The organism is Oxalobacteraceae bacterium OTU3CINTB1 (assembly GCA_024123955.1).
Lineage (GTDB): Bacteria > Pseudomonadota > Gammaproteobacteria > Burkholderiales > Burkholderiaceae_D > Rugamonas.
In genome coordinates this window covers 1,716,601-1,736,816 of record CP099652.1, presented here as the reverse complement: position 1 = coordinate 1,736,816, position 20,216 = coordinate 1,716,601, and the positions used below count along the sequence as shown (strand labels likewise).

Annotated in this window: 16 protein-coding genes and 1 other RNA gene; 8 read left to right on the top strand and 9 right to left on the bottom strand. The window is 63.9% G+C overall.

What is annotated here, in order from left to right:
* Positions 1-75: 75 nt before the first annotated feature.
* From NHH73_07475 to NHH73_07460, 4 genes are read left to right on the top strand one after another with little or no spacing between them, the layout of a single operon-like run.
* Positions 76-1,785, top strand: a complete 1,710-nt coding sequence (locus NHH73_07475) for a methyl-accepting chemotaxis protein (GenBank protein ID USX28113.1) — start codon at positions 76-78, stop codon at positions 1,783-1,785.
* A 33-nt stretch (positions 1,786-1,818) separates the two neighbouring features.
* Positions 1,819-2,451 (top strand): adenylyl-sulfate kinase, encoded by a 633-nt coding sequence (gene cysC / locus NHH73_07470; protein USX28112.1) that lies wholly within the window; start codon positions 1,819-1,821, stop codon positions 2,449-2,451.
* 5 nt (positions 2,452-2,456) lie between these two features.
* Positions 2,457-3,446 (top strand): hypothetical protein, encoded by a 990-nt coding sequence (locus NHH73_07465; GenBank protein USX28111.1) that lies wholly within the window; start codon positions 2,457-2,459, stop codon positions 3,444-3,446.
* On the top strand, positions 3,421-4,554 hold the full coding sequence (locus NHH73_07460) for a sulfotransferase (protein USX28110.1): 1,134 nt from the start codon (positions 3,421-3,423) through the stop codon (positions 4,552-4,554). Before NHH73_07465 ends, NHH73_07460 begins: the two co-directional genes overlap by 26 nt.
* 163 nt (positions 4,555-4,717) lie before the next feature.
* Here the strand turns inward: NHH73_07460 and ilvD are convergent, their stop codons facing one another.
* A complete protein-coding gene (gene ilvD / locus NHH73_07455) occupies positions 4,718-6,580 on the bottom strand; it encodes a dihydroxy-acid dehydratase (protein USX28109.1) in 1,863 nt (620 codons plus the stop codon).
* 145 nt (positions 6,581-6,725) lie between these two features.
* On the opposite strand from ilvD, the gene NHH73_07450 reads away from it, so the two are divergent.
* Both NHH73_07450 and lgt read left to right on the top strand, forming a co-directional pair.
* Positions 6,726-7,634: a LysR family transcriptional regulator gene (locus NHH73_07450; GenBank protein ID USX28108.1), complete on the top strand. Its 909-nt coding sequence runs from the start codon at positions 6,726-6,728 to the stop codon at positions 7,632-7,634.
* On the top strand, positions 7,628-8,488 hold the full coding sequence (gene lgt, locus NHH73_07445) for a prolipoprotein diacylglyceryl transferase (GenBank protein USX28107.1): 861 nt from the start codon (positions 7,628-7,630) through the stop codon (positions 8,486-8,488). Before NHH73_07450 ends, lgt begins: the two co-directional genes overlap by 7 nt.
* Here the strand turns inward: lgt and NHH73_07440 are convergent.
* The 8 genes from NHH73_07440 to NHH73_07405 form a co-directional block, all read right to left on the bottom strand.
* Positions 8,469-8,930 (bottom strand): EVE domain-containing protein, encoded by a 462-nt coding sequence (locus tag NHH73_07440; protein USX28106.1) that lies wholly within the window; start codon positions 8,928-8,930, stop codon positions 8,469-8,471. The two genes, lgt and NHH73_07440, sit on opposite strands and share 20 nt — an antisense overlap.
* A gap of 62 nt (positions 8,931-8,992) precedes the next feature.
* Positions 8,993-9,173: non-coding RNA, 6S RNA (gene ssrS / locus NHH73_07435), on the bottom strand.
* A 46-nt stretch (positions 9,174-9,219) separates the two neighbouring features.
* Positions 9,220-9,531, bottom strand: a complete 312-nt coding sequence (locus NHH73_07430) for a cell division protein ZapA (protein ID USX28105.1) — start codon at positions 9,529-9,531, stop codon at positions 9,220-9,222.
* Complete coding sequence (locus NHH73_07425; protein USX28104.1) at positions 9,528-9,806, bottom strand: hypothetical protein; 279 nt, start codon at positions 9,804-9,806, stop codon at positions 9,528-9,530. The genes NHH73_07430 and NHH73_07425 overlap by 4 nt, the downstream gene beginning before the upstream one ends.
* Positions 9,807-9,940: 134 nt before the next feature.
* Positions 9,941-12,829 (bottom strand): DUF4982 domain-containing protein, encoded by a 2,889-nt coding sequence (locus NHH73_07420; protein USX28103.1) that lies wholly within the window; start codon positions 12,827-12,829, stop codon positions 9,941-9,943.
* A gap of 91 nt (positions 12,830-12,920) precedes the next feature.
* Entirely contained in the window at positions 12,921-15,566 is a 2,646-nt protein-coding gene (locus NHH73_07415) for a TonB-dependent receptor (protein ID USX28102.1), read from the bottom strand.
* Between the two features lie 188 nt (positions 15,567-15,754).
* Entirely contained in the window at positions 15,755-16,717 is a 963-nt protein-coding gene (locus tag NHH73_07410) for a LysR substrate-binding domain-containing protein (GenBank protein ID USX28101.1), read from the bottom strand.
* 49 nt (positions 16,718-16,766) lie between these two features.
* Complete coding sequence (locus tag NHH73_07405; GenBank protein ID USX28100.1) at positions 16,767-17,723, bottom strand: SMP-30/gluconolactonase/LRE family protein; 957 nt, start codon at positions 17,721-17,723, stop codon at positions 16,767-16,769.
* A 218-nt stretch (positions 17,724-17,941) separates the two neighbouring features.
* Between NHH73_07405 and dgoD the strand changes: the two genes are divergently transcribed.
* Positions 17,942-19,090 carry a galactonate dehydratase gene (gene dgoD / locus NHH73_07400; protein ID USX28099.1) on the top strand — a complete coding sequence of 383 codons (1,149 nt, stop codon included), beginning with the start codon at positions 17,942-17,944 and terminating at the stop codon, positions 19,088-19,090.
* Between the two features lie 134 nt (positions 19,091-19,224).
* Positions 19,225-20,214 carry an arabinose ABC transporter substrate-binding protein gene (locus NHH73_07395; protein USX28098.1) on the top strand — a complete coding sequence of 330 codons (990 nt, stop codon included), beginning with the start codon at positions 19,225-19,227 and terminating at the stop codon, positions 20,212-20,214.
* The last annotated feature ends 2 nt before the right edge of the window (positions 20,215-20,216 follow it).

Below are 20,216 nucleotides of genomic sequence, written 5' to 3'. Positions count from 1 at the left end.
CGTCCGATATGCGGAATTCTCATTTGCATATGCGGATCATGACGGATCTCAGGAGGAAGTATGAAAGCGCGTAACATGACTATTGCGAAACGGCTGGGCATGGGATTTGGCCTCGTTTCGGTGTTTCTCATTGTAGTAATAGCGCTCGGATTGGTCAGCATGCGCCAGATCCAGAGCCGCATGGACGAGATTATCAACGTCAACGGCGTCGAAACCCGCCTCGCCCAAACCATGGATTTGACCGTCACCGAGCGCGCGCTGGCGATGCGCAATCTGATTTTGTTAAAAGAAGATAAAGAAATCCAGATCGAGATCAAACGCATCGCCGAGCAGGAGAAAAAATACGCCGCTGCCCAAGACAAAATGTCCGACATGTTCGGCAAGCTGGAAGAAACCTCGGCCGAGGAAAAGCAACTGCTGGACCAGATCAGGAAGCAGGCCGTGGTGGCCGCTCCGTTCATCCAGCGCGCCGCCGCCTTGGCGCTGGAGCAAAAACAGGACGAGGCGTACAAATTGCTGCGCTACGAATTCCGCCCGGTGCAAAAGGCTTGGTGGGAAATGCTACGCAAGCTGATCGCCGTCGAGGAGAAACAGAACCTGGAGGCCACCGAGGCGGCCGCCGCAGCTTATGACCGCGCGCGCACGGTGATGCTGATCATCGGCTCGCTGGCCCTGCTGACCAGCCTGGTCGCCGCCGTGCTGATCACGCGCGGCGTGGTGCGCGAACTGGGCTGCGAGCCGGAGCACGCCGCCGAGATCGCCGGCCAGATCGCCGCCGGCAACCTGGCCGTGCAGATCGACACCAGGCCGGGCGACGACCACAGCCTGCTGTTCGCGATGCGCTCCATGCGCGACAGCCTGGCGCAGATCGTCACTCAGGTGCACGCCAGCACCGAGACCATTTCCACCGCCGCCAGCCAGATCGCCTCCGGCAACCTCGACCTGTCCTCGCGCACCGAGCAGCAGGCCAGCACCCTGGAGGAAACCGCCTCGTCGATGGAGGAATTGACCAGCACCGTGCGCCTGAACACGGACCACGCGCGCCAGGCCAACGGCTTGGCCGAATCGGCCTCCAGCGTCGCCGTCAAGGGCGGCGCCGTGGTGGCGCAGGTGGTCGACACCATGGCCGCCATCAATATCTCGGCGCGCAAGATCGTCGACATCATCGGCGTCATCGACGGCATCGCCTTCCAGACCAACATCCTGGCGCTCAACGCGGCCGTCGAGGCGGCGCGCGCGGGCGAACAGGGACGCGGCTTCGCCGTCGTCGCCACCGAGGTGCGCAACCTGGCGCAGCGCTCGGCGGCGGCGGCCAAGGAGATCAAGGACTTGATCGGCGATTCGGTCGACAAGGTCGAAGCGGGCAACCGCTTGGTCGAACAGGCCGGAACGACGATGCACGAGGTGGTCGCCAGCGTCAAGCGCGTGACCGACATCATGTCCGAGATCATGTCGGCCAGCCAGGAGCAGTCGAACGGCATCGAGCAAATCAACACCGCCGTCACCCAGATGGACGACGTGACGCAGCAGAACGCCGCGCTGGTCGAGGAGGCTGCCGCCGCCGCGCAGGCGATGCAGGACCAGGTCAACAGCCTCAATCAGGTGGTCGGCATCTTCCGCGTCGAGGCGCAGGCCGGCGCGCTGCGCCAGCCCATGAAGGCGCTGGCCAAGGCCGCGCCGGTGCAGCGGCTGGCACATGCGCCAGCGCGCCCGCCGGTCAAGGCCAAGCCCGAGGCCAAGGCCAAGGCACCGGCGCTGGCATCGGATAGCTGGGAACAATTTTAAGTCGCCGCGTCACTCGCCAACGGAGAAACGATCATGGGCAAACTGGACAAACTCGCACCCACCGGCGCGGCCGGCAACGTACCCCATCTTTTCTGGCACGCCAGCCAGGTGACGGCGCAGGCGCGCACGCACCAGGCGGGCCAGCAGGCGGCCACCGTGTGGCTCACCGGCTTGAGTGGCGCCGGCAAATCCACCCTGGCCTGCGCGCTGGAGAAAAGGCTGATGGCCGCCGGCCACATGGCCTACGTCCTCGATGGCGACAACCTGCGCCATCACCTGAACCGCGACCTGGGCTTCTCCCCTGCCGATCGCCGCGAGAACATCCGCCGCAGCGCCGAGGTGGCGCGGCTGATGAACGACGCCGGCCTGATCGTGATCTGCGCCTTCATCTCTCCCCTGCGCAGCGACCGCGAGATCGCCCGCGACATCATCGGCGGCGCCAATTTTGTCGAGACCTACGTCAGCACGCCGTGCGCCGTGTGCGAGGAGCGCGACCCCAAGGGCCTGTACGCCAAGGCGCGCGCCGGCCTGATTCCGGAGTTCACCGGCGTCTCGGCGCCGTACGAGGTGCCGCTCGATCCGGCGATGTCGCTCGACACCGGCGAACTGTCGCTGGAGCAGTCCTGCGAACAGCTGCTCGAGCACCTGTCGTACCGCTTCCTCTGATCCCTATGAAATACGACGTCTTCAACGGCGACGCCGATGGCATCTGCGCGCTGCATCAGCTACGCCTGCACGCGCCGGCCGAGGCCACGCTGATCACCGGCGTCAAGCGCGATATCGAACTGCTGCGGCGCGTGCCGCAAGGCGCGGCCGAGGTGGTGGTGCTCGACATCTCGCTCGACGCCAACGCCGGCGAGCTGCGACGGCTGCTGGACGGCGGCGCGCGGGTCGACTACTACGACCACCACTCGGCCGATTGCGCCTTCGAGCATCCCGGTCTGCGCCTGCATTGCGACGGCTCGGCCGACGTCTGCACCAGCATCCTGGTCGACCGCCAGCTCGGTGGCCGCCATCGCCTGTGGGCCGTGACGGCGGCCTTCGGCGACAACCTGGAACAAGTGGGACAGAAGATGGCGAAGGAGATGGGCCTGCGCGACGACGCCATCGCCGACCTGGCGCAGCTGGGCCAGACCATCAACTACAACGCCTACGGCGAATCCACGGAAGACCTGCACATCGCCCCCGGGGCGCTGTACCGCGAATTGAGCGGCTACGAAGATCCGTTCGACTTCATCGCCGCCAGCACCGTCTACCGCGACCTGCGCGAAGGCTACCGCGAGGACTGCGCCCGGCTGCACCAGCTGCAACCCTACCTGGAGCAGCCGGGCGGCGCCATCTACCTTCTGCCGGCGACGCCATGGTCGCGCCGAATCAGCGGCGTGCTGGCCAACCGGCTGGCGGCGCGGCGCGACGGCGCATCCTTCGCCGTGCTCAATGAACGGACCGACGGTTCGTATCTGGTCAGCGTGCGCTCTGGCGCCCCGTCGCTGCGCAGCGCCTGTGGACTGTGCCGGCAATTCGACAGCGGCGGCGGCAGGGTCGCCGCCGCCGGCATCAACCATTTGCCGCGCCAGGAACTGGCCAGCTTCATGAAACGCTTTTGCGAGTACTTCGAATTGAAAGGAACATGGAATGACTACCGCCCACAAAACTCCTGACCTCCCGGCTGCCCAGGGCGACCGCCCGCGCCCCGTGATGATGATACCGCTGCGCCGCTGCGGCAGCCACGCGCTGCGCCTGCGCCTGAACATGTCGCCGCAATTTTATTCGCCCTACCCGCTGCACATCGTCGATCTGATGCCGCTGGTGCCGCTGTACGGCGACCTGCGCGACGACCGCAGCTACTTCCGCATGGTGACCGACGTGGTCGGGCTGCAGGCGGTCAGCATGGTCAAGTGGCCGGGCGCGGTGTTCGATCCGGTCGAGATCTTCGAAACCATCCGCAACCAGCCGCGCAACATCCACCGCGTGGTGTGGGAACTGCTGCTGCGCGCCGGCGAGCGCCAGCACGCCAGCGTGGTGATGGACAAGTCGCTCGACAGCGTGCACTACGCCGACCAGCAGATGGAGCTGTATCCGGATATGTTGTTCGTCAACGTGGTTCGCGATCCGCGCGCGCAGGTGGCGTCGATGAACCGGGCCATCATCCACGATTTCGACAGCCTGCTCAACGCGCAGACCTGGCTGGCCGCGCATCGCGCCGCCGATCATGTGCGGCTGCGCTGGCCGGACCGGGTGCTGACGATACGCTATGAGGATTTCCTGTCGCAGCAGGAGGTCACGCTGCGAAAGGTGTGCGTTTTCCTCGGCATCGACTTTTTGCCGCAGATGCTGGACGTGGCGGGCTCGCAGGAGGCAAAGCAGCTCTCGCAATTGTCGGCGCTATGGTCGTCGAACTGCTATCCGCCGATCGCCGCCAATATCGACAAGTTCAAGCAGCAGCTGACGACACCGGAGATCGATGTCATAGAAACGGTGACGGGCGAGTTCATGGACCGCTATGGCTACACGCGCTTGACGGCGGGCGATTCGGAGATCACGCCGGAATTGCGCGCGCAGGCGCGCGTGCGCTCGGACGAGGGCCGCGAGCGCGCGTGGCGCGATCTGGAACTGGATAATTTCAGGGATTATGTGCTGCGCCGCTGCCGCGCCGACTACCTGGCGCAGCTGGGGGCCCGGTTGACGCAGCAGGCGGCGCAACCGGGACGCAATACCATCGTCACGCTGGACGAGTTGGACCCGGCTGCGTTCGAAGTCACTGATTGATAAGAGCTGGGGGCTGCTCACGCATTGGCGGATTACGCTTCGCTAATCCGCCCTACGTGTCTCCACAAGGCGCAGCCGCCACGGGCCGTAGGCAATCACGAGGAAGCACGTAGGGCGGATTAGGCGGAACGCCGTAATCCGCCATCTATGCGCCGCCGATTGCTCAGCGCTTCAACTGCGACAGGTCGCGCACGGCGCCACGGTCGGCGGAGGTGGTCAACGCCGCATACGCCTGCAACGCCTGCGACACATAACGCTCGCGGTTGACCGGCTGCCAGGCGTCGCCGCCCTTCGCTTCCATCACCTGGCGGCGCGCCGCCAAATCGGCGTCGCTGATGCGCAGGTTGATGCTGCGGTTAGGGATGTCGATGTCGATCAAGTCGCCCTCTTCCACCAAACCGATGGCGCCACCCTCGGCCGCCTCCGGCGACGCGTGGCCGATCACCAGCCCCGACGAACCGCCCGAGAAGCGGCCATCGGTAAACAGCGCGCATGCCTTGCCCAAGCCCTTGGACTTGATGTACGAAGTCGGATACAGCATCTCCTGCATGCCCGGACCGCCTTTAGGTCCTTCGTAGCGGATGACGACGACATCGCCTTCATGCACCGTGTCACCCAGGATCGCCTCGACCGCCGCATCCTGGCTCTCGAACACGCGCGCCTTGCCGCTGAATTTCAAAATGCTCTCGTCGACGCCGGCCGTCTTGACGATGCAGCCCTTCTCCGCCAGGTTACCGTACAACACCGCCAGGCCGCCATCCTGCGAATAGGCGTGCGCCTTGTCGCGGATGCAGCCGGTGCTGCGGTCCAGGTCCAGCGTCGCGAAACGTTCCGACTGCGAGAACGCCGTCTGCGTCGGCACGCCGCCAGGCGCGGCGCGGAACAGCTGGTGCACGGCCGGATCGTCGCTGCGTTTGACGTCGTTGCGTTCGATCGCCTCGGCCATGGTCGGCGCGTGGATGGTCGGCAGCGACGTGTCGAGCAGGCCGCCGCGCGCCAGTTCGCCCAGGATGCCGATGATGCCGCCGGCGCGGTGCACGTCTTCGATGTGGTATTTGTCGGTCATCGGCGCGACCTTGCACAGGCATGGCACTTTGCGCGAGATGCGGTCGATGTCGGCCATGTTGAAGTCGACGCCCGCCTCGTGCGCGGCCGCCAGCAGGTGCAGCACGGTGTTGGTGGAGCCGCCCATCGAGACGTCGAGCGCCATGGCGTTTTCAAACGCGGCCTTGGTGGCGATGGAGCGCGGCAGCACCGAATAGTCGTCCTGCTCGTAGTGGCGCTTGGCCAGTTCCACCACCAGGCGGCCGGCGCGCAGGAACAGCTGTTCGCGGTCCGAATGCGTGGCGAGGATGGTACCGTTGCCCGGCAAGGCCAGGCCCAGCGCCTCGGTCAGGCAGTTCATCGAGTTCGCGGTGAACATGCCCGAGCACGAACCGCAGGTCGGACAGGCCGAGCGCTCGATCTCTGCGACGTCGGCATCGCTGACGGTTTGATCGCCGGCCTTGATCATGGCGTCGACCAGATCGAGCTTGATGATCTTCTGCGTGCCATTGACGACCTTGACCACCTTGCCGGCCTCCATCGGGCCGCCCGAGATGAACACTACCGGAATATTGATGCGCATGGCTGCCATCAGCATGCCCGGCGTGATCTTGTCGCAGTTGGAGATGCAGACCATCGCGTCGGCGCAGTGGGCGTTGACCATGTACTCGACCGAGTCGGCGATCAGGTCGCGCGACGGCAGCGAATACAGCATGCCGCCGTGGCCCATGGCGATGCCGTCATCGACGGCGATGGTGTTGAATTCCTTGGCGACGCCGCCGGCCTTTTCGATCTCGCGCGCCACCAGCTGTCCCAGGTCCTTCAGGTGCACGTGGCCGGGCACGAACTGCGTGAAGGAGTTGACCACGGCGACGATCGGCTTGTCGAAATCGCCATCCTTCATGCCGGTGGCGCGCCACAGGGCGCGCGCGCCGGCCATGTTGCGGCCGTGGGTGGTGGTGCGGGAACGATATACAGGCATGATGTTTCTCCAATGATAAGGCGGCTCTAAGGCTTTGAGCGTAGCCTGACAGATTGCCTTGCCCCTGTCCCGGTGTCAAATATATGATTTTCGACTCTGTGAGTCGTATAAAATATCACCAGATTGAATTTCAATACAAACACATATGAATCTGGAACTGAGGCAGCTGCGCTATTTTGTCACCGTGGCCGAGGAACTCCACTTCGGCAAGGCCGCACTGCGCCTGCACATGACGCAGCCGCCGCTGTCGCAGACCATCCAGGCGCTGGAGCAGCTATTGGGCGCGGCGCTGTTCGAGCGTAGCCGCCGTGGCGTGGCGCTGACGCCGGCCGGCATCGCACTGCTGCCGGAGGCCAGGCGGATGTTGGCGCAGGCGCAGGAACTGCCGCAACTGGTCCAGCGGGCCGCCGCCGGCGAGATTGGGCGCCTGGCCCTGGCCTTCGTCTCCTCGGCCGACTACAGCGTGCTGCCGCCCTTCCTGCGCGCCTACCGCGCCGCCTATCCGCAGGTGCAGATCACGCTGCAGGAAGCCACCTCCGATCTGCAGCTCGACGACCTGCTGCACAACCGCATCGACGCCGGCCTGCTGATCCCCCCGCTGCCCGACAAGGCCAAACTGGAACTGGACTACCTGCCGGTGCTGAACGAGCCGCTGGTGCTGGCCGTGCCGGCCGGCCTGCTGGCGAAAAAGGGCAAGGTGGCGCTGGCCGCCCTGCCACGGTTGCCGCTGATCGTGTTCCCGCGCGCGATCTCGCCGGCGCTGTACGACGCCATCCTCTCGGTGTTCCGCGACGCCGGCATCACGCCGGAGATCGGCCAGCAGGCGATCCAGATGCAGACCATCGTCAGCCTGGTCTCGGCCGGCATGGGCATGGCGCTGGTGCCGCAGTCGGTCTCCAACCTGATGCGGCCCGGGGTAGAATACCGGGCCTTGGCCGACACCGGCCCGCTGGTCGAAACAGGCCTGGCCTGGCGCCGCGACAATGCGTCGCCGGTGCTGCGCGGCTTTTTGGAACTACTGAATAAGAACTTAGGAAAGAACGCCTTATGCTGATACATCCGATGCCCGACCCGGTCGCCATTCATCTGGGACCGGTCGCGATCCACTGGTATGGCCTGATGTACGTGCTGGCCTTCGCCCTGTTCATCACCCTGGGCCGGGTGCGCATCAAGCAGCCGCACATCGCCGCGCAGGGCTGGCGCAAGGAGGACCTGGACGACATGCTGTTTTACGGCATGCTGGGCGTCGTCATCGGCGGCCGCCTGGGCGAGGTGCTGTTTTACGAGCCGGTCAAATACTTCTCCAACCCGATCGAGATCTTCAAGATCTGGCATGGCGGGATGTCGTTCCACGGCGGCTTCCTGGGCGTGCTGATCGCGATGGCGGTGTGGGCGCGCCGCGCGGGCCGCAACCTGCTCGACGTCTACGACTTCATCGCGCCGCTGGTGCCGCTGGGTTATGCGGCCGGGCGCCTGGGTAACTTCATCAACTCCGAGCTGCCGGGCCGCGTGGTGTCCGATCCGTCGCTGCCATGGGCGATGATGTGGCCGGACATTTCGTATCCGCTGTTCCCCAATCCAGTGTTCCTCCAAGGGCTGCGCCACCCGTCGCCGATCTACCAGATGCTGATCGACGGCCTGCTGGTGTTCGTGATCCTGTGGCTGTACGCGCGCAAGGAGCGTCCGCGCCTGGCGGTGGGCGCCTTCTACACCTTGCTGTACGGGTGCGCGCGCTTCTTCACCGAGTACTTCCGCACGCCCGACTGGGAGACCACCGTCCTGGGCATGCCGATCACCTCCGGCCAGGTGCTGTCGCTGCCGATGATCGTCGGCGCCATCGCCATGCTGGTGTGGGCCTACAAGGTCAAACAGAAAGGCCGCGCGCCGATCATTTCTTCAAAAGCTTGACGATCGCCTTCCATTGCGCCGCGGTGACGGGCGTGATGGACAGGCGGCTGCCCTTCTGCAGCACCACCATATCTTCCAGCGCCGGGATGGTCCGCATCTCGGCCAGCGACAGCAGACGGGTTTTCTCCGTCCCCTTCACATCGACCGAAATCCAGCGCGGCTGCTCCGGCGTCGCCTTGGCGTCGTAGTACTTGCTCTTCTTGTCGAACTGCGTGGCGTCGGGATACGGCCCCCCCACCACCACCGCCAGGCCGGCGATGCCGGGCTCCGGGCAGCTCGAATGATAAAACAGCACGCCGTCGCCGTCCTGCATCTGGTCGCGCATGAAATTGCGCGCCTGGTAGTTGCGCACGCCGAACCACGGCGTGGTGTGATCCTTCGACGCCATCACGTCGTCGATGCTGACTTCATCGGGCTCGGACTTCATCAACCAGTATTGCATCGCTTTTCTCCAGACGAAAAAAAGCGGCTGCGCATTCACATGCTAACAACCGCTTTCTAGGATTAGGCCCCGCCTGTGCCGTCTTTGCCGGCATCCCGAACCAAACGGTTCAAGGTGGTCACAGTTAGTTCAATTTCGGGTTCATCGGTCTAGCGACGCTCACGCCCATCGAACAAAATTCCGCAACCGGTGCACATAAATGGTTCAAGGAATATATGGCAATCGCGAACACCGCAGGGTACGAAGAAGTTTACTCTTTTGTCCGCCGCAAAGGAAGGAGTTTAGCGAATTAAAACAGGGTTTCTTGTGGAGTCAGTGCGCTATCGAGCACTTTGTGCATGGCGCTGATCTTGGTTTGCACTTCCAGGATAGACATGTCGGACAACGGCCCCTGCGGCGATTTCACCGACAGGAATTCCGCCGCCATGCCCAGCGCGGCCATCACGGCGATGCGGTCATTGCCCTTGATCTTGCCACCGTCGCGGATGCTGGTCATCTTCTTGTCCAGCAAAGCGGCCGCTTCGCGCAGCGCGCGCTCTTCCTCGGGTTTGCACACCAGACGGTATGGTTGTCCCATGATGGACACATCCAGCTGAATCATCGTACATCCTCTTTTTCAGGCAGATGGTCGGTTGCGGGTTGCTCAACATCGTCCTGATCGGACTCGGACGTCGACTCGTCCTCCAGCGCGGGCACTTTTTCCAGCAACGCCACGATCCTGCCGGACGCTTCGCTGAGGCGGCGCTGATAGCCCATGTTCTCGACCACGAGTGCGGCATTGGCTTGGCGCAACTGAGCATTCTCGCGGCGCAAGGCGTTGGTCATCTCGGCCAACTGGTCGATCTTGTCGGATAGTTCTTCGAATTCGGAAATCATCCCGCCACTATAGGCAGCGCGCGGGGCGCCGTCAACCGAATCAGGCGACGGCAGCCCCATTTTGGTGCTGCCGTCCCACGATTTAATTAATAGCTAAGAATACAAGACACAATCTTATTACTTTACCAGCCTCATTACTTTACCTGCGGCTCGATTGTCACGTGGCCTTCGATGCCGCTGCCCTGACCGGGCTCGGCTTCGACGATCACATTGATCTCACGTTTGCCAGTGCCCGCCGGCAATGGCAAGTCCAGCGGCGCGGGTGCATAAGCGTCCTTCTTCCCCACCAGCGCGCCGTCGATCCACACCTCGGCCTTGCCCCCGATGCCGCCAAAGCGGATCAAGCCGTTGCCGTTGGCGAGGTTCTTGCGCGGCGTGAAGCTGGAGCGGTACAGGTGGTACCTGGCGCCGGCGTCGGCCCACAGCGGCGGCGAACCCCAGCCCCAGGTGTTCATATCGAAGCCGGCCAGTTTCTGGTTCGGGTCCGGACGCTGGTCGCTCACCGGCGCCACGCGCCAGCTGCGCACGAAGGTGGTCGGCGCGTCGGCGCTGGTGACGAACGGCTCGGGCGCCACCGCCTTGACCGGAATCGAGATCTTCGCCGGGGTCAGGCCGGGCGCCGTGGCGACCACGTCGACGGCCTCCTTGCTGTCCCAGTTGGTCTGCACGATCAATTGCGCCAGGCCGTTGAACAGGCGGCGCGTGGCGCCCTTCTCGTCCTCGTGCGAGGTCGGATCGCCGTTGCCGTGACCGATCGAACGGCCGCCGCCCGTCACCGCGAAGGTGACGTTGGCATCGGCCAGCGGCACCGCGCGGCCTTGCGCGTCAAGTGCGCGCACGGTGATCGGCATGGCGTCGCGGCCATCGCCGGCCAGCTGCGCGCGGTCCGGCACCAGCTCCAGCGCGACCGCGGCGCCGGTGGTTTCCACCGACGTGCGCGCGACTTCCTTGCCGCCGCGATAACCAATCGCCTCCAGCTTGCCCGGCGCGTAGGCGACGTTGAAGAAGTTCATGCGGAACGGATCGACCTGCTGCTCGCCCAGCGCTTTGCCGTTCAACAGCAGCTGCACCTTCTCGACGTTGGCCATCACCATCACGCGGATGTCCTTGCCCTCGCTGCCGCTCCAGTTCCAGTGCGGTGCGATGTGGATCAGCGGACGGTCCTTGATCCACTGGACCTGGTGGATGTAGTAGGCGTTCTTCGGGAAGCCGTTCAAGTCCATGATGCCGAACACCGAGCTGACGGCCGGCCAGTCGTTCGGCGTCGGTTCGCCGCGATAATCGAAGCCGGTCCAGACAAAGCCGCCGGCGACGTAAGGACGGGTGGCGATCGCCTCCCACGCGTCGCGGTGGGTATTGCCCCACTGGGCCGCGTCGGCCAGGTCGTCGTAGCTGGCGATGATGCCCTTTTCCTTGATGGTCTTGAACTCGCCGCGCGTCATGAAGGCCGACGTGTCCTCGGAACTGGTGAACGGCTTGTTCGGGAAGGCCTTGTGATAGCGGTCGTAATCAGGCACCTGGTAGTTGGCGCCGACCACGTCGACCGCGTGCGACACATTCAGGTCGCTGAAGAAGCCGCCGTTCATCGCCGCCGTCACGGGACGCGTGTCGTCCAGCGATTTGACCACGGCGGCCATGCGGCGCACCATCTCGTAGCCCACTTCCGAGCCCTGCACCGGCTCCTCGTTAAACACCGACCACAGGACGATGCCCGGATGGTGGCGGTCGCGCTTGACCATCCACTCCAGCTGCTTCATGTAGTCCGGCGACGGATTGAAGTTGCGGTTCTCGTCCATGACGACAAAGCCCATGCGGTCGACCATGTCCAGCACTTCGGCCGCCGGCGCGTTGTGCGAGAAGCGGATCGCGTTCACGCCCAGCTCCTTCAGGCGGCGCAGGCGGTATTCCCACACCGAATCCGGAATCGCCACGCCGACGCCGGCGTGATCCTGGTGGATGCACACGCCCTGCAGCTTGAGGTGCTGGCCGTTCAGGAAGAAGCCTTGCTGGGCGTCGAAGCGGATGGTGCGGAAGCCGGTGTGCAGCGACACTTCATCCTGCGCCTTGCCGTCCTGGATTACCCGCGTGGTGACGCGATACAGATTGGTTTTCTCGATCGACCACAGGGCCGGATCGTTGATGGAGAACGGCAGCCTGACGACGGCGTCCTTCAACACACCGATGGAGGCTTTGGCGGTCTGGCGGCCGACCTGTTTGCCGGCCGGGTCGAACAGCGTGACTTCGACGGTGACGTCGGAGACCTTCTTGCCGCTGTTGTTGACGGTGACTTCCACCGGCAAAGTCCAGAGCTGACGATTGCCAATGCGTTTGCCCGCGCGCGGCACGGCGTACACGCCGTCGGTCGCGACGTGCACCGGTGCGCGCTTGACCAGCCAAGCGTGGCGGTACATACCGGCGCCCTCGTACCACCAGCCTTCCATCGCCTCGGCATCGGCGCGGATCGAGATGGTGTTGAGCGAATCGCCATAGTTCAGATACGGCGTGATGTCGATGTTGGAGGCGTTGTAGCCGGACCAGTTGCGGTTGACCACATTGCCGTTGACCCAAACGGTGGCGTGGGTGGCGATGGCGTCGAACTGCAGCTCGAAATGGCGGCCGCGATCGGCCGGGTCGACCTTCAGGTAGCGGCGATACCAGCCGATGCCGCGCGGACGGTATCCTTGCGAGATATTGGCCTTCTGGTCGAACGTACCTTCGACGGCCCAATCGTGCGGCAGGTCGAGGCGGCGCCAGTCGGAGTCGTCGAATTCGGTACCGGCCGCGCCGGGCGCGTTACCGGCCTTGGCGTTGCTATACGATTCCTCATGGCCGACGATGGGCGGCTGGACGACGTCGCCCAGATGGAACAGCCAGCCGCGATCGAGCGACAGGCGCTCGCGCCCCGCTTTGACATCAGGTTTGGCGGAAGTATTGGAGGTAGTGGCCGCGTGCGCCGAAACGCAGGCCGCGAGCAGCAAAAAGGCGGAGCAAATGCGCCGCCAGTTGGTCGTCTTTGGATTCAAACTTGGCTCCCGATAGACAAAAAAAACGGAGCAGCGCTCTCACGCACCGCTCCGTAAAACCACGATAAAAAAGTTACAGCAAACTACGACATCACAGCTTGAACGACAGGCCCAGGTTGAAGCGGCGACCGAACTCGGTCACTTCCTGCTGCACCGGGATGTTCGCGCTGGTGTAGACGGCCTTCTGGTTGGTCAGGTTGTCGATACCGAAGCGCAGCTGGATGTTAGGCGTCAGTTGCTTGGCCAGGTTCAAGGTCAGATAGGTCTCGGCTTCGTTCTCGATCAACTGACCCGCATTCCAGGTCGGATTGCGCACGAAGGCGCTCTTGTAGTTGGCCGACAGACGCGCTTCGTAACCGGCTTTTTCGTACCACAGGGTCACGCCGCCGTTGTGCTTCATCAGGCCTTCGATCGGGAACGGATTGACCGATGGCGTGGCTTCGCGGATGTTACTGGTCGTGTAAGCGTAGTTGCTGGCGACGCCCAGGCCGTCGAATGGCGCCGGCAGGCCGGTGAACGCTTGCTGATACACCAGCTCGATGCCGCGAATATCGCCGCCGTCGCCGTTGATCGAACGCGTCACGGTCGCAGGACGGCCGTTGATGATGGTCGTGTCGCTGGTCAGGGCGATGTAGCGCTGGACCTTCTTGTAGAACGCGCCGGCCGACAGCAGCGAACCTTTCGAGAAGTACCACTGGTAAGCCAGATCGACCTGGTTTGCCATCATCGGCTTCAGCTCGGGGTTACCCGCGCTGCCGGTGGTAGGCTGGGTCGAATCGGCAACCACGTTCAGGTTGCGCGAGGCGCGCATTTCATCCATCGGCGCGCGCGACATGGCGCGGGCCAGGCTGAAACGGATCTGGTGTTCCTGCTTTTCGTCCAGGTTGAAGATGGTGTTCAGGCTAGGCAGGATCTCGGTGTACGAGGTGCCGCCTTCGACGTCGGTCGGTGCCGCGCCGTTGACCGACTGCATGCCGTAGCCGGTCTGCTTGGTGTGCACCACGCGCACGCCGACGTTGCCGCGATAGGTCTTGCCGAAGGCTTCGCCATCGAGGTCGCCCTGGATGAAGGCCGAGGTGCTGCGCTCCTTGACCTTCCAGCCCGACAGCAGATCGTTCTGGGTCTGCGGACGGCCGTCCGGATTGAAGGCGTTGGGACCGAAGGCCGCGGCGGTGCTGGCGCCGAAGTCCTTCAGCACGACGTACGACGGGAAGCCGGCGACGGTGACGGTCTCGTAAGCGGAAGCGGGAATCGCCGAGGTCTGCGACAGCTGCCAGGTGGTCTGGCGATAGCTCTTCTCGCGATCGGTGGCGCGCACGCCGACCTTGATGCGGTTGATGATGCTGTTTTCGATCGAACGCGCGGCGGTGACCGACGCGGCGTTCAGCAGATCCTTGATATGGCCGTCGGTGTCGACGTACAAGGTCGGCGCGTCGAAGTTGGCCGGGTTGCCGGTGTCGATGCCGCCGAAGTTGTAGCTCTGGCGCTCGTCGCCGGTGAACGACCAGTTGATCGACACCGGAATGCTGCCCAGCGAATTCTGACGCAGGTCGCGCCACTGGCTGCTGCGCAGCGCGTGGGAGGTCGACAGGTCGGTTTCGACTTTCCAGTCGCCGAGGTTGACCTTGGCGTTCAAGCCGCTGGCCGAGACGCTGCTGTCCTGGATCCAGTGGGCGTCGTTGTTGATCACGCGCGACCAGTTCAGGGTGCCGCCGGCAACATAGCCGTTGCGGATATCGAGGTTGCTGAAGTTGCCCGAATTGCCGCCATCCCAGTTGCCCATGTCGCCAGTCCAGTGCTGCATCTGGGCTTCGTCAATCGCGGTCTTGGCGTAGTAGGTGTCGGCGGTGATCAGGACGTCGCTGTTCGGTTTCCATTCGACCTTGCCCAGCACGCTGCTGCGCTTGTTGCTGCCACGGCGCACGTCGTCCTGGAAGCCCCATGGGGTTTTGTCGATTTTGCCGTCGCCGTTGATGTCGGCCGAATTGTTCTCGTTGAAGCCCCAGTGGCGCACGTTCTTCTGCACCGAAGGCTGGTCCTGGTAGCTGAAGGCGATGGCCGCGCCCAGGGTCTTGTTCAGGAATTGGTCGACGTAGATGCCGCCGATGCGTGGCGCGACCTTGTCGGCGCCGGCGATGTCCTTGGCCAGCGCGTAGTACAGCGCATCGGTTTTGAACGACAGCTGGCGGCCGGCGTACTTCAGCGGCGAGACGGTTTGCAGATCGATGGTGGTGGCGATGCCGCCTTCGGCGATTTCGGCGTTCTGCGTTTTGTAGACGGTGGCGCCGGTGACGGACTCCGACGGGAACTGCTCGAAACGCACGGCGCGGTTAGGCTCCGACGATGCCAGTTCGCGACCGTTCAACGTGGCGCCGATAAAGCGTGGGCCCATGCCGCGCGCGACGATCTGCGATGCGTTGCCGCGATCGAGGCCGGACGACAGACCTGGCAGGCGCGCCAGCGATTCGGCGATGGTGGTGTCCGGCAGCTTGCCGATGTCTTCCGACGATACGACTTCCACCATGCTGTTGCTGGCTTCCTTGGCCGCCAGCGCGTTGCGCACGGAGGCGCGGATGCCGGTCACGTTCACTTGCTGGATCTCGCCGGCGGCCGGTGCGGCCGGTGCTGCGGCTGCAGGTGCCGGGGTGGCAACGGCGTCTTGCGCCAACGCCTGCTGCGCCATCAACGGGGTCGTGAAAAGCGCGGCGATGAGCAAGCTCATTTTCTTGTGTTTCATGTGCATCTCCAGTGTTTGTATGAGTTCCGTCTCTGATACAGAGCGGACGGATAGACTGGATGCTAAGCGAAACACTAGTTCAGATGCCAATAGCTAATTGCATTCTGTCCATATCAAGTTCGTATATCAGACATACACAATGACGAAAACAGCAATAGCTCAGCTATGACAACAGGAATAGAAGAAGATTAAGCCGGAGGATGATAATGCGGGTACATGCTGGCGGCGGCGTCGCGCAAAGCCAACAACATTGCATCCGCGCCAGGCGAGAGCTGGTGCCGTTTGCGCGTCACGATGCCGAACGAATCCATGCTCACGCCCAGATCGAACGGCAGCACTGTCATCAATCCGGCTTGCAGATACGCTTGCACGGCGTCCGCCGGAAGCGCTACCACCATGTCGCTGCTCATCAAAAGACTGGCGACCACGGGCAGGTCTTGCGTCTCCACCGTCTCGCCCGGTTGCTCCAGTCCGTGCGATAAAAACAACGCGGTCAGGCGGTCGCGCAGGATGCTGCCGGCCGGCGGCAGCACCCAGCACTGATGCATCAGCTCTTCCAGTTGCAGGTCGGTGCGGCTGGCGAGCGGGTGGCCGCTGCGCGCGATCAGCAGGTGCGGCTCGTCGGTCAGCGGCTCGAAATTGAGTTCGTCGGCGGCAGCCGTGTCGAGGATGCGGCCGACCACCAGATCGAGCTCGCCGCTGCGCAGGCGTTCCACCAGCACTTTGCTGGTCGACATCTTGACCGCGACATGCACGCGCGCGTGGCGCGACTTGAGCAGGTTGATCGCCTTCGGCACCAGGCTGGTGGCCGGCGCCAGCACGGTGCCGATGCCCACGCGTCCGCGCAGGCCGGACAGCAGCTCCATCACCTCCTGGTGGGCCGCGTCCATCTCGGCCAGCGCCGCGCCGGCGCGCCGGATCAGTACTTTCCCGTACCAGGTCGGCGAGACGCCGCGCGAGAGCCGTTCGAACAGCTGAACGCCGAGCGCGTGTTCAAGCTCGCCCAGTAATTTGGACGCACCTGGTTGAGTCAGGTTGGCGGCTTGCGCCGCGTGGGCGATGGAGCCATGACGGCCCAGTTCTACCAGCAAGACCAGATGGCGGGTTTTCAGGTGGGAACGAACAAAGCGGTCTGAGCGGGAATCGGTCATAAGGGTGATTATTTTGAGCGCCCATCATATATGGCGGGCTGGTGCAGCGTCAATCACCGATGACGGGTACTGGCAGAACGGCGAAGCGGGCGGCGCCGCCGTCGTCGAACGGCACGTCCGGCACGCCCCGGGGCGGCCGGCGCGCCAGGTCCGCCGGCAAATCGGGCGCCAGATCGGGCGGCAGGCCGTACAGGCCGCCGTTCGCGCCCAGCACCAGCAACTGGCGCAGGCCCTCGCCGCCGAAGGCTACGCCGGCGGCCGCCTCGCGCGCCATGCCGATGCGGCGCAGCGCGTCGCCGTGCGGCGCATATTGGACCAGGGCGCCGCCCTGCACGCTCCACAGGCGGTCGCCGCTGTCGACCACGGCCGCGCCCGCTCCCGGCGCCAGCACCGGTGCAAACGTTTTCACGTTGGATACCTTGGCACGTTCGGAATCATACTCGCATTGCATGATGGCGCCTTGGGCCGTGTCGGCGAAGTACATCCGGCGGCCGTCGGTGCTGAAGGCGATGCCGCCGGCCTTGACCACGACCGGCAACGCCAGCCGGCGCAGGCCGTGCTGTTGCGAATACTGGTAAAAACTGCCGATGGCACGCTGGTCGCTTGCCGTGTTGGCGGTGCCGAAGACGAAATTGCCGCCCCGGTCGGTGCAGCCGTCGCTGATGCTGGTGCGCGGCTCGGCCGCGTCGACGGTCAGCAAAACCTGGCTTTGCAGCGGGCGGCTGGGCTGGCCCGGCGCCGGCAAATCGACCATGCCGAGGCGCTTGCCCTGCCCCAGCAGCACGCGGCCGGAGGTGCAGCACGCCATCACGCAGGCGTTTTCCTGCAGGCGCAGGCCGCTGGGCATGCCGGCCGGCGCCGGCCAGGCGTACAACTGGCCGCCTTGCGGATCGGGCCAGCGCCAGCAGCGGCCGGCGGGGTCCCAGCGCAGGGCGCTGCCGGCCTGGCCGACGCGCAGCAGCATGATGCCGGGGGTCGACGCGACATGCGTACTGGAATCGATCATGCTGGCCGTGCTCCGGAGGATAGAATCCCGCCAGTCTAAAGGGACAAGGTTTACAATTGATATGAATTTACCACTATCAGCTATGCTGATATCAGATAGCTGCCTGGCTTATTTCTGCTATTCGATAATGATATGGCTTGTGTTCAATTAATCATATTTCCTGTCTAGGCGGGACGCTTAGACTGAAGGCTGTTCCCTGAACTTATTCTCCTTCTCCTATGAAAATCACCAAACTGACGACCTATCGTGTTCCACCGCGCTGGATGCTGCTGAAAATCGAGACCGATGAAGGCGTGGTCGGCTGGGGCGAACCGGTCATCGAAGGCCGCGCGCGCACCGTGGAGACCGCCGTCCAGGAAATGGAACCGTATCTGATCGGCGCCGACCCGGCCCGCATCAACGACCTGTGGCAAACCATGTACCGCGCCGGCTTCTACCGTGGTGGCGCCATCCTGATGAGCGCGATCGCCGGCATCGACCAGGCGCTGTGGGACATCAAGGGCAAAGTGATGGGCAAGCCGGTGTACGAACTGCTGGGCGGCCTGGTGCGCGACCGCATGAAGATGTACAGCTGGGTGGGCGGCGATCGTCCGTCCGACATCATCGAACAGATCACCAAATTGAAAGCCGGCGGCTTCGACACCTTCAAGATGAACGGTACCGAAGAACTGGGCATGCTCGACACCTCGGCGGCCGTCGACAAGGCCGTGCAGCGTGTGGCGGAAATCCGCGAAGCGTTCGGCAACACCATCGAATTCGGCCTGGACTTCCACGGCCGCGTGGCCGCGCCGATGGCCAAAACTCTCTTGCGCGAACTGGAGCAGTTCCGTCCATTGTTCGTCGAAGAGCCGGTGCTGGCCGAGCAGGCCGAATACTACGCCCGCCTGGCCGAAATGACCGCGATTCCGCTGGCGGCTGGTGAGCGCATGTACTCGCGCTTCGAATTCAAGAACGTGTTCGCGGCCGGCGGCCTGGCTATCGTGCAGCCGGACCTGTCGCACGCCGGCGGCATCACCGAGTGCCTGAAGATCGCCTCGATGGCCGAAGCCTACGACATCACCCTGGCGCCGCACTGCCCTCTGGGTCCGGTGGCGCTGGCCTCGTGCCTGGCGGTCGACTTCGTGTCGTACAACGCCGTGCTGCAAGAGCAAAGCATGGGCATCCACTACAACAAGGGCGGCGAGCTGCTCGACTACGTGATCAACAAGGAAGACTTCACGATCACCGATGGCTTCTGCAAGCCGCTGCCTAAACCAGGTTTGGGCGTGGAAGTGGACGAGGAACGCGTGATCGCCGCGAGCAAAAACGCACCCGACTGGCGCAACCCTGTTTGGCGCCATGCGGATGGCAGCGTCGCCGAATGGTGATGCGGTAGTGAACGAGCCGGCGCTTCGACGCCGGCTTTTTTCTGCCTGAAGAAAAATAAACGCAAGACAAAACGAATGCGCAAACATATGCGGCATCGTAAAACGCTTTAAAACAAAATCAACGGAGACTTACCATGAAACGTAGCTTGCTCGCCGCAGCATCGCTGTGCCTGATCGCCGCGACCCAATTCACCAGCGTCGCCCACGCCGCCGATCCGGTCAAGATCGGCTTCCTCGTCAAACAGGCGGAGGAGCCGTGGTTCCAGGACGAATGGCGCTACGCCGAGCAGGCGGCCAAGGACAAAGGCTTCACCCTGGTCAAGATCGGCATCCCCAACGGCGAAAAAATGATCGCCGCGATCGACAACCTGGCCGCGCAAAAAGCCCAGGGCTTCGTCATCTGCGCGCCGGACGTCAAGCTGGGCAAGGCCATCGAACGCTCGGCCAAGCGCAACAACCTCAAAGTGATCGCGGTCGACGACCGCCTGGTCGACGGCACCGGCAAACCGATCGAATCGATTCCGTACATGGGCATCTCCGGCTACGCCATCGGCAAGCAGGTCGGCGAAGGCATCGCCGCCGAAGTCAAGAACCGCAAATGGAACGTCGCCGAAGTGGGCGTGATCCGCGTCGCCTACGACCAGCTGCCGACGGCCAAGGAACGCACCACCGGCGCCATCGACGCGCTCAAGGCCGCCGGCTTCCCGGTCGCGAACATCGTCGATGCGCCGCAGGCGAAGACCGACACCGAAAGCGCCTTCAACGCCGCCAACATCGCGCTGACCAAGAACGCGCGCTTCAAGCACTGGGTGGCCGTGGGCCTGAACGATGAAGCGGTGCTGGGCGCCGTGCGCGCCGCCGAAGGACGCGGCATCAAGGCCGACGCCATGGTGGGAGTCGGCATCGGCGGCGCCAAGGCCGCCGAGAATGAGCTGAACAAACCCGCGCCGACCGGCTTCTACGGCTCGGTGATGATCAGCGCCAAACAGCACGGCTACGAAACCTCGGTCAACATGTACAACTGGATCACTGGGAAAGGCACCCCGCCGGCCGAAGTGCTGACCAAGGGGATGCTGATGACGCGCGCCAACCAGGCCGACGTCCGCAAGCAAATGGGCATGTAAGC